This window comes from Thalassobaculum sp., assembly GCF_965223715.1.
Taxonomy (GTDB): domain Bacteria; phylum Pseudomonadota; class Alphaproteobacteria; order Thalassobaculales; family Thalassobaculaceae; genus Thalassobaculum.
The window spans coordinates 197,560-211,111 of sequence record NZ_OZ245012.1; the positions used below are offsets into that span (position 1 = coordinate 197,560).

Below are 13,552 nucleotides of genomic sequence, written 5' to 3' on the forward strand. Positions count from 1 at the left end.
CGTTCTGTTCGCACCGCCGTAGACAAGGCCGAAACCAGGGGGCGCAGACTGGCAGAGAGATCAGCGATGAGCGGCACCATCTCCCGTGCACTTTCCCGCAGGACCATGCTGGGCGGCATGGCCGCCGCCGGCGCGGCGACGCTTTGGGGCATTCCCGGCGCCAAGGCGGCGCCGGCATTGGCGTCTGCCTATCCCAGCATTCTTAAGTTCCGGGTGCAGCGCGAGGGCAGCCCGATCGGGTATGTGATGGAACGCTACCGGGCCGAGGGCGACGACCTGCTGGTGGATGTGTTCATCGCCTTTCAGGTCAAGCTCGCCTTCATCACCGTCTACCGCTACGAGCATCGGGCGCGGGAGGTCTGGCGCGACGGCCGGCTGATCCGCCTCGACACCATCACCAACGACGACGGCGACGCCCAGCAGGTCACCGGACGGGCCGGCTCGGGCGGGTTCAGCATCGAGGGGCCGCAGGGCGCGCTGACCGCTCCGGCCGACATCCTGCCCTCGAGCTACTGGCACCCGAACTTCACCGAGCAGTCCCAGATGCTCGACAGCCAGAAGGGCCGGATCCTGGAATTCAACATCGCCAAACTCGGCAGCGAGCGGATCGAGGCCCTGGGTCAGCCGGTGGAGGCCGACCGTTTCGCCATGCGCGGCGATATCGACCTGGATTTCTGGTACGACGCGGACCGTGTCTGGCAGAAGATGGCCTTCACCATCAAGGGCGGCTACATGGAGTATACCCGGGTCGAGCCGGGGCCGCAGGACGCGGGGCTGTTCGGCTCGCCCCTGTCCACCGGGGTCAGCATGCCGCCGCTGGGGACCGCGTGACGGTTCTGCGCCTCGTTCTAGGCGACCAGCTCGACCGGAACATCTCCAGCCTGACGGATCTCGACCGCGACGCGGATGTGGTCCTGATGGTCGAGGTGACGGACGAGGCGACCTACGTCCCCCATCACCCCAAGAAGATCGCCCTCATCCTCTCCGCGATGCGCCATTTCGCGGCCGCGCTGGAGGAAGAGGGCGCCCGCGTGGATTACGTGCGGCTGGACGGGCGCGGGAACACGGGCAGCTTCACCGGCGAGGTGGACCGCGCGGTCAAGCGGCACAAGCCCGACCGGGTGGTGGTCACCGAGCCCGGCGAGTGGCGGGTCGAGCAGGACATGAAGGCCTGGGAGGAGGCGCTGGGCGTGCCGGTGGAGATCCGACCCGACGACCGGTTCCTCTGCTCCCGCGCCGAGTTCGCCGCCTGGGCCGAGGGGCGCAAGATGTTCCGCATGGAACATTTCTATCGCGAGATGCGCAAACGCACGGGCATTCTGATGGACGGCGACGAGCCCGAGGGCGGCGCGTGGAACTTCGACAAGGAGAACCGCAAGCCGCTGCCCAAGGGGCTGACGGCGCCGGAATTCGACGGGGTCGAGCCGGACGCGATCACCAGCGAGGTGCTCGCCCTGGTCGCCGAACGGTTCGCGGATAACTTCGGCGATCTGGACGGTTTCCGTTTCCCGGTCACCCGGGAACAGGCGTTCGACCTGCTCGACCGGTTCGTCGCGCAGGGGCTGGAGCGGTTCGGCGATTATCAGGACGCGATGGCGCTGGGCGAGCCGTTCCTGTTCCACTCGCTCATCTCGCCGGCTCTCAATATCGGCCTGCTGCGGCCGCGCGAGGTGATAGAGCGGGTGGAGGCGGCCTATCGCGACGGCGGCGCCCCTCTGAACGCGGCCGAGGGCTATATCCGCCAGATCCTCGGCTGGCGGGAATACGTGCGCGGCATCTACTGGCACGCGATGCCGGACTATGCCCAGACCAACGCCTTTGGTGCCGATCGGCCGCTGCCCGCCCTGTACTGGACAGGCGAGACCGACATGCGCTGCCTGGCCGAGGTGGTCGGGCAGACCAGGCGTGAGGCCTATGCCCATCACATCCAGCGGCTGATGGTCACCGGCTGCTTCGCCCTGCTGATCGGCGCCGATCCGGCGGAGGTGAACGAGTGGTACCTCGCCGTCTATGCCGACGCGTTCGAGTGGGTCCAACTGCCCAACACCCACGGGATGGTGCTGCACGCCGATGGCGGCATGCTCGGCTCCAAGCCCTATGCGGCCTCGGGCAAATATATCGATCGCATGTCCGACTACTGCGGCAACTGCCGGTTCGACGTGAAAAAGACGGACGGGGAGAACGCTTGCCCCTTCAATGCGTTGTACTGGCGGTTCCTGGATCGCCACGCCGAGCGCCTGCGCGACAACCGGCGGATGTCGATGATTTACCGCACCTGGGACCGGTTCGACGACGACCGCCGGGCCGCGATCCTGAAACAGGCCGACACCTTCCTTGAGACCTTGAGCTGAAAGGCGGAAGCGATGAGCGAACGGATTGCCTGGATCACCGGCGCCAGCTCCGGTATCGGCCGGGCGGTCGCCCTGCAGATGGCGCATGACGGCTGGCGGGTCGTCGGCTCGGCACGGCGCCAGGAGGAGCTGGATGAGCTCGCGGCCGAGGGGCCGCCGGGGCGGATCACCGGCGTGGCGGTCGACGTCACCGATCTGGAGGCGACCAAGGCGGCCGTCGCCCGCATCGAGGCCGAGATCGGGCCGATCGACCGGGCCATCCTGGCGGCCGGTACCCACATCCCGACCTCGGCCGACGACTTCAAGCCGGAGGACTTCCGTACCCTCGTAGAAGTCAACCTGATGGGCGTGATCCATGCCACCGCCGCCGTGCTGCCGGGCTTCAAGGAGCGCCGGGCGGGCCATCTGGTGGTGGTGGCGAGCGTGGCCGGCTACGGCGGATTGCCGACCGCCGCCGGCTATGGCGCGACGAAGGCCGGTCTGATCAACTTCACCGAGGCGATGAAGTTCGATCTCGACGCCTGGGGGGTGAAGACCCAGCTCGTCTGTCCCGGCTTCGTGAAGACGCCGCTGACCGACCGCAACGAGTTCTCGATGCCCTTCCTGATGGAGGTCGAGGATGCGGCCAGGGCGATGGTGAAGGGCATGGACGGCGGCGGCTTCGAGATCACCTTCCCCAAGCGGTTCACCTGGCTGGTGAAGCTGATGTCCGTGCTGCCCTACGGGCTGTACTTCCCGATGGTCCGCAAGGGGACGAGCGGATGAGGAGCGACCGGACATGATCGACGGCCGACGCAATCTGGACGCCTATCTGGCGGCCTATGACGTTATGGGTCCGGACCGGCTCGACGTGTTCGACCCCGTCTGCGACCCCGATGTCCGGTTCGTCGATCCGTTCAACGACCTACGCGGCCTGGAGCGGTTCAAGGACGTCTACCGGCACATGTACGAGACGCTGGAGGACCCCCGCTTCACCATCCACGACAGCGCGGTCGGCGAGAAGGCGGGCTATATCCGCTGGCATTTCGATTTCGGACTGCGCGGCCGGGCAATGACGATCGACGGCATGTCGGAAGTCGCCTTCGGCCCGGACGGCAAGGTCGTGGCCCATATCGACCACTGGGACGCCGGCGCCCAGGTCTATGGGCGGGTGCCGGTGCTGGGGGCTGCCATCGGCCTGGTGCGGCGGAAGCTGGCGGTTTAGGTCGCGACCGTCATCCCGGCGAAACCCGGACTTGATCCGGGATTCGGCCGGGACCGTTGCTCGAACGTCGGTGAACGGTCCCGGCCCGCCTCCGGGTCGAGCCCGGAGCCGTCCGGGATGACGGAGAAAGAGTTCGGGAGACGCAGTTTTCTAAGCCGCCTCTCGACCTTCGCTATTCTCAGCCTTCTCCACGTCCTGCTTCTGGAAGAACAGGGTCACGGTGCCGAGCTCGATGCCGAACTTGGTCACATAGGCCCGGTTCACCATCACGCCGCCCGGCTGCAGGAACATCCAGTCGTCGAACCGCACCTTCACTTCGCGGCCCTGGATGTTCAGTTCCATCTCGTAGGTCCAGGTGAAGGCGGAACCCTCGGTCTGCCCTTCGGCGGTGCCGATCACGTCGGCGGCCCGGCCCTCGTAGAAATTCTCGCCGACCTTGTCGATCCGCCAGACCCGCTGGTCGGTCTCCCCGTCCGCATATTCGAAGCGCTCGTCCAAGGTCAGGGTCTTGCCGTCCCAATCGCCGGTTATGTCGACGACGAACTGCCGACGCAGATTGCCGAACCGGTCCTCGAAGATGCCCCAGGCCTTGGTCTTGCCCGCGAAATACTCCTCCAGCACAAGCGTCGGAGTGGTCCCTTTGAAATCGTCGATCTGCATAGACTGACACCCCCCCAGGATCAGGAGAACCGTTACTGCGTACGCGATTCGACGGAACATGGATCAGCCTCCTGCCTTATTTTCACGCTCTTTACGCAGGATTTCGGTGCGCAGATGTGCCTGGGCGTCGCGGTCGAGCGGAAAGCGCCACATCAGGGCGATCGCCACGGCCTTGAGCAGCACCGGCAGGCCGGCATAGAGCAGGGCCAGAACCAGCAGCGGTCCCTCGCCATTGGACTCGGCAGCCTCGAACCCCGCGACGTCCAGCAGCCCGAAGGCGAGGCCGACCGCCAGGGCGAGGGCCAGCTTTGTCGCCATGCCCCAGAAGGCGAAGTAGAGGCCGGTGCGCCGCCCGCCGCCCCGGGCGGTGTCGACGTCGACCACATCGGCCTGGATCGCGCTCGGCAGGGTCAGGTCGGCGCCGAGGCAGAGGCCGGTGGCGACGCAGATCGCGAGGAACAGGGTGGCGTCGCCGGCGCCCAGCAGCGGCACGAAGGCGAAGATGGCGGCGTTGATGATCATCGCCGTGCACCAGGTCCGGTGCTTGCCCAGGCGCCGCGCCACCCAGAGCCAGAAGGGCACGCCGAGGATGCCGCACAGGAAGTAGACGAACAGCAGCTCGCCCTGGCGTTCGGGCGCGGCGAGCACGTGCTCCACGAACAGCAGGAACAGGGTTGCCGGCAGGCCGTTGGCGAGCCCGTTGATCAGATAGGCCACGATCAGCCGCAGGAACGGCCGGTTGCGTAGCAGCAGGCGGCGGGATTCCGACCAGGGCAGCGGGTTCGGGGCTGGGGTCCGGTGGTCCGGCACGGCGGCCGAGGCGGCGGCGATGGTCACCGGCAGGACCACCATCAGGGCGATGGCGAGCGCTCCCAGGGCGGCGCCCGGGCTGACATCGCCGTCGATCCCCAGGAACACCGGCGTGCCGGCGGCGAGCAGGGTGCCGATCACCACGCAGGCCTCGCGCGATCCGGCGATGCGGCTGCGTTCGTCGTAGTCGTCGGAGAGCTCGGCCCCCCAGGCGCCGTGGGGCAGCTGGATCATGGTCCAGCCGAGATAGAGCACGAGGCTCCAGACCAGCAGGTGCACCGCGCCGGCATCCTCGGGCGGGCGGAAGACCATCCAGACCGCCAGCATCACGAGCGGCACGGCGGCCAGCATCCAGGGCCGGCGCCGGCCGAAGCGGCTGCGGGTCCGGTCGGACAGGGCGCCGATCACCGGGTCGGTGACCACGTCCCACAGCCGGGCCACCAGCAGGATCGCCCCAACCGTCGCCAGTGGCAGGCCGACGCCCTGGGAGTAGAAGGTCGGCAGGAAGATGAACAACGGCACGCCCAGCGCGCCCACCGGCAGGCCCGGCAGGCCGTAGGCGATCAGCCGGGAGACCGACAGGCGCGTGGCCCGGCCCGCGTCGTCAGCCACGCTGGAACGCGAAATGCCGCACGTCGATGTTCCCGGAGCGGAACCCGCCCTCGCAATAGGCGAGGTAGTAGAGCCACATCCGCTTGAACCGGTCGTCGAAGCCGAGATCCGCGATCTGCGGCCAGGAGGCCAGGAACCGGTCGCGCCACTCGGCGAGGGTGCGGGCGTAGTCCAGTCCGAAGCCCCGCTCGTCCTGCGGGGTCAGCCCGACCTGGGCGGCGTGATCGATCACGTGACTGCGGGTCGGCAGCATCCCGCCGGGGAAGATGTAGCGCTGGATGAAGTCCGGGTTGCGACGGTAGTCGTCGAAGGAGTCCGGGTCGATGGTGATGATCTGCAGCGCGGCCTTGCCGCCCGGCTTCAGCCTGTCCTTCACCGTTCCGAAGAAGGCGGGCCAGTACTTTTCGCCCACCGCCTCGAACATCTCTATGGAGGCGACCGCGTCGTAGCTGCCCCGCACGTCACGGTAATCACAGAGCTCGAAGGTGACCCGATCGGACAGACCGGCCGCCTCCGCCCGGTCGCGGGCATAGGCGAGCTGCTCGGTGGACAGGGTGATGCCGTGGACATGGGCGCCGTAGTCGCGGGCCGCCACCTCGGCGAAGCCGCCCCAGCCGCAGCCGATCTCCAGCACGCGCTGTCCCGGCTTCAGGTCCAGATCCCGGGCCAACCGATGATACTTGGCGTTCTGGGCCGCCTCGAGATCCTGCTGGCTGCCGTCGAACAGGGCTGCGGAATAGGTCATGGTCGGGTCGAGCCAGCGCTCGTAGAACGCGTTGCCCAGGTCGTAGTGGTAGCTGATGTTGCGCCGGGCGCCGCTGCGGGAATTGCGGTTCAGCAGATGCAGGGCTCGACGCAGCAGCTTGGCCAGGGGGTGGGCCCTGGTGTGATGCTGGATCGCCGCCTTGTTGCGGCAGAACAGTTCCACCAGCGCGGTGAGGTCCGGGCTCTCGGCCTCGTCCTCGATGAAGGCCTCGGCGAAGCCCAGGTCGCCGCCCATCATGAAGCGGCGCACGACGCCGGTATCCTTCAGGCGCACGGTGGCCGACGGTCCCGGCTCCCGGCCCTCGAAGGTGAGCTGGCGGCCGTCGGGGAACTGTACCGTCAGCCGGCCGACGGCAAGGCGGGTCAGCAGGGACATGCCCCGGCGGGTCCAGGCATCGAGCCCGCTGAGGTCGAACTGAGCAAGCGGTGTGGACACGGTGGTGTCGGACATCGGGTCGACTTCCCTCTCGTCTGGCCTCTTGTCTGGCGCGGTTGCTTTCAGGCGGCCCTGGCGGACCGGTCTTGCGTGTGCCGCACGTGGCCGCGCGACACGGGAACCTCCGGCGGCGCCGGTCGGGTGTGGAACTTCGCCTTCTTGATCCAGAGCCGAAGCGCCTCCCAGTGAATCCCGGCGATCACCTTGAGCGTGTTCAATGGGTGCGTGAATAACGTGGCCAGGAGCGCGCCGTCGTTCAAGGCGCGGCGCTCGGCCGCGTGGGTGGCGATCATCCGGTCCGCCCCGTCCGGTCCGACCAGGCGGATCAGCAGGCGCAGGGTCTCCGCCGGCTCGTCCGTGCGGAAGCGGTAGTCTCCGGCGATGTCGAAGAATGGCGAGACGTGGAAGACCTTCCGCGCTCCCTGGACGAGCGGCTCGCCCGGCACGTGGTCGGGGCCGGCCGGGACGAAATAGCAGTGCTGGTCGCCGAAGGTGTTCTTCACCTCGTACAGAACGCCGGCAAGCGTCCCGTCGGCCCGGTAGCCCCAGTAGACGGTGAGCGGATTGAACGCGTAGCCCAGGGTGCGGGGAATGCTGAAGCACAGCACCTTTCCGCCGGGAATGGCGCTTCCCTGCTCGGCGAAGACGTCCTCGACCCAGGGCTTCAGGGGTGAGCCGTCGCGGGCCCCGTGGTCGCGCTGATGGAAGGAGAAAACGTTTCCCCGGTCGACCGAGAACAGGCGCAGCCCCCGATCCAGATCCGGCAGCTCGTCCAGATCGACCAGAAGCGAGGCGACCCGGTAGCGGAACCGGTGGCGCATCGGGCCGACGCGCACATGCATCACCTTGCCGAGATAGAGGGCTGAGCGCCGCTCGGTCATCGCGATCTCAATCCGCCGCTTCCAGGGAACGGCGGTGCGGCGCCGTGACGGGGCGACCGTCGGCCGGCTCCACCGTCTCCGACCAGGGCGGCGTGGTGCCGAGCGCCTTGGCGACGGCGATGCCGGCCCGCAGCCCGTCCTCGTGGAAACCCCAGCCGCAATAGCTGCCGCAGAACCAGGTCCGGTGCCGGCCCTGGATCTCGGGCAGCAGGGCCTGGGCACCGATGGCCGCGGTGTCGAAGACCGGGTGGTCGTACTCGAACCGGGCGAAGACGCTGGCCGGATCCGGCTCGGTCAGCGGGTTCAGGCTGACGAAGAGCGGGTAGCGCCGGTCGATATTCTGCAGCCGGTTCATCCAGTAGGTCACCGCGACGTCGCGACCGCCTCCGTCGCCCGTGGACAGGTAGTTCCAGGACGCCCAGAGCCGCTTGCGCCGGGGCATCAGCGCCGGGTCGCGGTGCAGGATCGCGGTGTTCTTCTGGTAGGAGAAGCACCCAAGGATGGCGCGCTCCCGGGCGTCCGGCTCCTCCAGCATGGCCAGCGCGGTATCGCCGTGGGTGGCGACCACCACCTCGTCGAACCGCTCGCTGCCGCCGTCGGTGATCACCTCGACCCCGAAGCTGTCGCGCCGGATGCGGCGCACCGGGGTGGACAGCCGGATGCGCGAGGCGAAAGGCTCGGAGATCCGCCGTACGTACTCGCGGGAGCCTCCGGTCACCGTGTGCCATTGCGGCCGCGCGGCGAAGTCGAGCAGGCCGTGATTGCAGAAGAACCGCACGAAGGAGCGTGCCGGGAAGGTCAGCATCGTCTCCACCGGGCAGGACCAGATCGCGGCGGCCATCGGCAGCAGGTGGTCCTCGATGAAGCCGGGGCCGTAGCCCTCGCGCGCCAGATACTCGCCGAGCGTCGGGGAGTCGTCATTGGCCGGGGTCGCCAGCAGGGACGGGGCGGTGCGGTAGAACCGGATCAGGTCGCGGATCATCCGCCAGTACCGCGCGCTCATCAGGTTGGACGGCTGGGCGGTGAAGCCGGCGAAGGAGCCTTCGTATTCCAGGCGTCCCGCGTCCACCGACACCGCAAAGGACATGTCGCTCTTCTCGGTCGCCACGCCGAGCGCCGCGAACAGCGCGATCAGGTTCGGATAGGTGCGCTCGTTATAGACGATGAAGCCGGTATCCACCGGGATCGTGGCGCCGTCATAGTCGACCTCGACGGTGTTGCTGTGCCCGCCCAACCGGTCGGCGGCCTCGAAGACGGTGACCTCGTGATCGCGGTTCAGCAGCCAGGCGGCGGACAGACCCGAGATACCGGATCCGATGACGGCGATGCGCATTGGCTGTCTCTCTCCCTTGGTGGCCTTCATCATACGTGCGGGAGCCGGAGGCGGATCAGGGACTTGGCGCGATCACTCCTTCTTGATCGTCTCCAGCGCCGCGAGCGCCCGCTTGCGGGCGGCCGCATGGTCGACGATGGGCTTCGGGTAGGTCTTGCCCAGGGTGACGCCGGCCTCGGACAACTCCATCGGCTTGGCCTCCCACGGCTTGTGGATCACCGCATCGGGCAGCTTCGCCAGCTCCGGAACCCAGCGCCGGACATAGGCCGCATCGCCGTCGAACTTCTCGCCCTGGAGCACCGGGTTGAAGATGCGGAAATAGGGAGCGGCATCGGCGCCGCATCCGGCGACCCACTGCCAGCTCGCCGAGTTGTTCGCGAGATCAGCATCCACCAGGGTGTCCCAGAACCAGGCCTCTCCCTCGCGCCAGTGGATCAGCAGATCCTTGATCAGGAAGGAGGCGGCGATCATCCGCACCCGGTTGTGCATCCAGCCGGTATGCCAAAGCTCCCGCATCCCGGCATCGACGATGGGATAGCCGGTCTGACCGCGCTGCCAGGCCTTCAGGCCATCGGGATCGTCGCGCCAGGGGAAGTCCTCGAACTCGCGCTTCAGGGAGACTTCCGGCAGGTCGGGATTGTGGAACAGCAGGTTGTAGGAGAACTCGCGCCAGCAGATCTCCGACAGGAAGCTCGCCGTCCCCCGGTCCATGGGCTCGTTGCTGCGGGCCTCGCTGGCAAGCCGGGCGGCGTGCCAGATCCGCCGGGGCGAGACCTCGCCGAAATGCAGGTGCGGGGACAAGGCGGAGGTCGCCGCCGACCCAGGGATGTTGCGCTTGGTCTTGTAGTCGGGCACCGCCTCGTCGAGGAACCATTCCAGGCGTTCGGCGGCCCCGGCCTCGCCCGGCGTCCAGGTCTCGCGCAGCCCTCCGGCCCAGTCCGGCTTCGTGGGCAGCAGATCCCAGTCGTCCAGGTCGTCGCTCTTGAGGTTCTTCGCCGGTGCGGCGAGCTTCTTCGGGGCCGCCAGCGGCTCGGCCGGGTCGCCCTTGGACTGCACCTCGCGCCAGAAGGGCGAGAACACCTTGAACGGGGTGTCCTGCTTGGTGGTGACCTCCCAGGGCTCGTAGAGCAGGCTGCCGTTGAAGCTCTGCACGTCGATATCGCGCTGCTTCAGGGCTTTCTTGATCCCGCCGTCGCGGTCGGTGGCCCAGGGCTCGTAGCGCCGGTTCCAGTAGACGGCCGTCGCCCCGGTCTCCTCGACCACCGCATCGATCACCTCGGCTGCCTTGCCGCGCCGCAGGACCAACTTGCTGCCGGCCTTCGACAGGGACTTGTCCAACGCCGCCAGCGACTTGTGAAGCCACCAGCGCGAGGCGCCGCCCGGCGCCCAGTCGCCGGCATCCGCGTCGTCCAGGATGAACAGCGGGATCACCGGCGCGCCGCGCTCGACGGCGGCGGCAAGGGCGGGATTGTCGTCCAGCCGCAGGTCGCGGCGGAACCAGAGCAGGGTCGGGGCGGTATCGGGCATGGAAGGCTTTGGCGGGTTGCGGAAGCTATCGGAAGGTACGCGCCGGTACCCGCACCGGATCAGGCCGGGCGTGCTGCTGCGCGCCGACGATCATCGCCGCGGCCTGGTCTTCCCGTCGGGTTTGGAGGGCGTCTCCGCGGCAACCGGCCTGGCGAGCCGGGCATCGACGCCCCAGCCCTGAAGCTGGACAATCCCGAGCGACAGCGCGGTCTCGACCGCCGCCTCGTCCGGGCAGTGGTGCAGGACGATCCGGTGACGGCCGAGGCGGTCCAGGGTCTCAGTCAGACGCGTGCGGTCCTCGCCTTGCAGGTTCGCCAGTGCCGGCGCCCATTCCATCTTGATGTAGCGGATGTCGGGCGAGGTCTCGAGCATGTGCGGCAGCGACGTCCACGGCACGGCGTCGACCGCCACCGTCGCGTCGCGGTCGATCAGCCGGCGCAGGGCCGTGGCGAACCGCTCCGGCTCGTCGATCATCTCGATATGGGACAGCTCGAAGATCAGGTTCCGGCGCCAGTCGAAGCGCTGGTCGAGCAGGAACGTTTCGAAGGCGTCCGACAGGATCGTGGACAGGTGGATGTTGATCGACAGCCGCCGGTCGGTTCGGGCGCGGTCGCGCGAGAGGTGAAGCAGCATGCGCCGGTCCAGGATCTCGGTGATCCGGTCGAACAGCCAGGGATTGCGGGTCAGCGGGATACCGTAGAGCTTCTGGAGCGCCTGGATCGAGGTGAAGATCTCGATCGCCAGGATCGACGGGGCGGCCCGGTCCGACAGATCCACGATCGCCTGCTCGCGCAGCAGGTTCGAGATATCGGCGACGGCCAGGTTGCGCTCGATCGCCAGGAAGGCCGCCAGCGCCTTGTCCTCGTCATCCTCTTCGTGGAAGTCGGGACGGTTCTCGACAGACCGGATCATGTCGCGGCAGATGGCGAGAAACGGCTCGGGCCGGGTGTGCAGGGTGAATCTTGTCTCTTCTATCGGCGGCTTGCCATGGGCCACGAGCATGGCGGACAGCGACTTCACCGCCGCGTCCAGCGCCGCCGCGGCGGCGGTGCGTACGATGAAGCAGATCCGATGATCCGCCAGGTCGAAGCGCTGGGCATCGAGCTGGCGGGCCCGCTCCTGCAGCCGGCCGACCAGAACCCGGAAGAAGGCCGGGTCGTCGATATGCGGCACGTGGGACAGGTCGAGGAGGAGGGCGACCGCATCGGGACGCTCGTCGGCTGCCTTTGCGGCCAGGGCCAGCAGGTCGGCCTCGCGGGTCCTCATCGCACTCCCTCGCGCCGCTCGACCGCCGTGCCGAGCTGGGCCGGCGGCGGCGACAGAAGCTCGGAGGAGGGGATCCGCCAGATCCTCTGGGACTGGATCAGGCCGACCTCGAAGCGCCGGGCGAACAGCCGCCGCAGTTCCGGCGCCCGCACGTCCAGCCCGCCGGTATAGGCGCCGAAGGCCGGCAGGATCAGCCGGGTGCCGTCGTTGACGAAGCAGCGGCCGGAGACCGTGCGGCCCTTGATGCGCAGGCGGGCGACCGGATGGTAGTGGCCGGAGATCTCCCCCGGGCCGCCGGTCTCCCGCGCCTCGTGGCGGAAGGTCAGCGGACCGTCCACCAGCCCGTCGGTCACGAGGCCGCCCAGGCCCATGGGCGGGGAGGGGTCGTGGTTCCCGGTGATCCAAATCCACTCGACCGGGTCGATCAGGGCGGCCAGGGCGGATCGGTCTTCCGCGTCGAGCCGGGCCGATCCCGTGGCGTCGTGGAAGCTGTCGCCGACGCAGATCACCCGTTTCGGCCGATAGACGGCCATGGCGGCGGACAGCCGGGCCAGCGTCGCCCGGGTGTCGTAGGGCGGCAGCAGCGTGCCCTTGCGCGCCAGGCTGGAACCCTTCTCCAGATGCAGGTCGGCGACGATGAGCGTCTCGCGCGCCGGCCAGACCAGAACACCGCCGGCATCGGCCTGCAGTTCGGCACCGTTCAGGATCAGGGGGAGCGGTTTGTTCATCGCTTGACGGTACCGGCGGGAGGCCGGCGGTCAAGCGACACGTCGCCGCCCCGGGCGGACGTCTCTAGGGCCAGCGCACTTCCGGCGGCAGGCTCATCAGAATCGCCTCCACATTGCCGCCGGTCTTCAGCCCGAAGATGGTGCCGCGGTCGTAGAGCAGGTTGAACTCCACATAGCGGCCGCGCCGGACGAGCTGGTGCTCGCGCTCGGCCGAGGTCCAGTCCTCGTTCATCCGCCGGGCGGCGATCTTCGGATAGGTCTCCAGGAAGGCGAGGCCGACATCCTTGGTGAAGGCGAAGGCGCTGTCGAAATCCTGGTCCAGATAGTCGTAGAAGATGCCGCCGATGCCGCGCGGCTCGTCGCGGTGCTTCAGGTGGAAGTACTCGTCGCACCACTTCTTGAACTTCGGATAATACTCCGGGTCGTGCTTGTCGCAGGCCGCCTTCAGGCCGGCATGGAAGGCGTCGGTGTCCACCTGCTCCGGCGCCATCGGGGTCAGGTCGGCGCCGCCGCCGAACCAGCTCTTGGTGGTGGCGATGTGCCGGGTGTTCATGTGCACCGCCGGCACCCTGGGCGACTGCATGTGCGCGACCAGGGAGATGCCGGTGGCGAAGAATCGCGGGTCCTCGTCGGCGCCGGGGATCTGCTTGCGGAATTCCTCGGAGAACTCGCCGTGGACGGTGGAGACGTTGACGCCGACCTTCTCGAAGACCCGCCCCTTCATCACCGACATCACGCCGCCGCCGCCGCCGTCCCGCTCCCAGGCCTTGCGTTCGAACCGGCCCGGGGCGCGGTCCTTCAGCGGACCGTCGTAGCTGTCCTCAAGCCCCTCGAAGGCGGCGCAGATCCGGTCGCGCAGCTCCTCGAACCACTTCTGGGCGGCGGCGCGCTGATCGTCGGACGAAAGGTACATGGGGGCCGCTCCTGCCAGCGTTCGGATTTCTTCTGAGAGAAGCACCGCCGCCGACGGAGGGCAAGC

General features: G+C 68.2%; 13 protein-coding genes. 4 read left to right on the forward strand and 9 right to left on the reverse strand.

Features of this window, described 5'->3' with window-relative positions; all coding sequences use genetic code 11:
• The first annotated feature begins 66 nt into the window (after nt 1-66).
• Genes ACOQOP_RS00925 through ACOQOP_RS00940 form a run of 4 tightly spaced genes read left to right on the forward strand, consistent with a single transcriptional unit; the run spans nt 67 to nt 3,555 of the window.
• A complete protein-coding gene (locus tag ACOQOP_RS00925; RefSeq protein ID WP_420564437.1) occupies nt 67-831 on the forward strand; it encodes a DUF6134 family protein in 765 nt (254 codons plus the stop codon).
• On the forward strand, nt 828-2,351 hold the full coding sequence (locus ACOQOP_RS00930; RefSeq protein ID WP_420564438.1) for a cryptochrome/photolyase family protein: 1,524 nt from the start codon (nt 828-830) through the stop codon (nt 2,349-2,351). Before ACOQOP_RS00925 ends, ACOQOP_RS00930 begins: the two co-directional genes overlap by 4 nt.
• Before the next feature lie 12 nt (nt 2,352-2,363).
• Nucleotides 2,364-3,116 (forward strand): SDR family NAD(P)-dependent oxidoreductase, encoded by a 753-nt coding sequence (locus ACOQOP_RS00935; RefSeq protein ID WP_420564439.1) that lies wholly within the window; start codon nt 2,364-2,366, stop codon nt 3,114-3,116.
• 13 nt (nt 3,117-3,129) lie between these two features.
• Nucleotides 3,130-3,555: a nuclear transport factor 2 family protein gene (locus tag ACOQOP_RS00940; protein WP_420564440.1), complete on the forward strand. Its 426-nt coding sequence runs from the start codon at nt 3,130-3,132 to the stop codon at nt 3,553-3,555.
• A 150-nt stretch (nt 3,556-3,705) separates the two neighbouring features.
• Here the strand turns inward: ACOQOP_RS00940 and ACOQOP_RS00945 are convergent, their stop codons facing one another.
• The 9 genes from ACOQOP_RS00945 to hemF all read right to left on the reverse strand — a co-directional run bounded on the left by ACOQOP_RS00945 (nt 3,706) and on the right by hemF (nt 13,486).
• On the reverse strand, nt 3,706-4,215 hold the full coding sequence (locus ACOQOP_RS00945; protein WP_420564441.1) for a DUF3833 domain-containing protein: 510 nt from the start codon (nt 4,213-4,215) through the stop codon (nt 3,706-3,708).
• Nucleotides 4,216-4,278: 63 nt separating this feature from the next.
• On the reverse strand, nt 4,279-5,637 hold the full coding sequence (locus tag ACOQOP_RS00950; RefSeq protein ID WP_420564442.1) for an MFS transporter: 1,359 nt from the start codon (nt 5,635-5,637) through the stop codon (nt 4,279-4,281).
• A complete protein-coding gene (locus ACOQOP_RS00955; RefSeq protein WP_420564443.1) occupies nt 5,630-6,853 on the reverse strand; it encodes a class I SAM-dependent methyltransferase in 1,224 nt (407 codons plus the stop codon). Before ACOQOP_RS00955 ends, ACOQOP_RS00950 begins: the two co-directional genes overlap by 8 nt.
• 47 nt (nt 6,854-6,900) lie before the next feature.
• Nucleotides 6,901-7,719, reverse strand: coding sequence for a DUF1365 domain-containing protein (locus tag ACOQOP_RS00960; RefSeq protein WP_420564444.1), 819 nt, complete (start codon nt 7,717-7,719; stop codon nt 6,901-6,903).
• A 7-nt stretch (nt 7,720-7,726) separates the two neighbouring features.
• Nucleotides 7,727-9,052, reverse strand: coding sequence for an NAD(P)/FAD-dependent oxidoreductase (locus ACOQOP_RS00965; protein WP_420564445.1), 1,326 nt, complete (start codon nt 9,050-9,052; stop codon nt 7,727-7,729).
• Between the two features lie 72 nt (nt 9,053-9,124).
• Nucleotides 9,125-10,579: a cryptochrome/photolyase family protein gene (locus tag ACOQOP_RS00970; RefSeq protein WP_420564446.1), complete on the reverse strand. Its 1,455-nt coding sequence runs from the start codon at nt 10,577-10,579 to the stop codon at nt 9,125-9,127.
• A gap of 90 nt (nt 10,580-10,669) precedes the next feature.
• The gene (locus ACOQOP_RS00975) at nt 10,670-11,845 is read right to left on the reverse strand and encodes a hypothetical protein (RefSeq protein ID WP_420564447.1); all 1,176 of its coding nucleotides are present in this window, start codon (nt 11,843-11,845) and stop codon (nt 10,670-10,672) included.
• Complete coding sequence (pdeM, locus tag ACOQOP_RS00980; RefSeq protein ID WP_420564448.1) at nt 11,842-12,573, reverse strand: ligase-associated DNA damage response endonuclease PdeM; 732 nt, start codon at nt 12,571-12,573, stop codon at nt 11,842-11,844. Before pdeM ends, ACOQOP_RS00975 begins: the two co-directional genes overlap by 4 nt.
• Nucleotides 12,574-12,637: 64 nt before the next feature.
• On the reverse strand, nt 12,638-13,486 hold the full coding sequence (gene hemF / locus ACOQOP_RS00985) for an oxygen-dependent coproporphyrinogen oxidase (protein ID WP_420564449.1): 849 nt from the start codon (nt 13,484-13,486) through the stop codon (nt 12,638-12,640).
• Between the last annotated feature and the right edge of the window lie 66 nt (nt 13,487-13,552).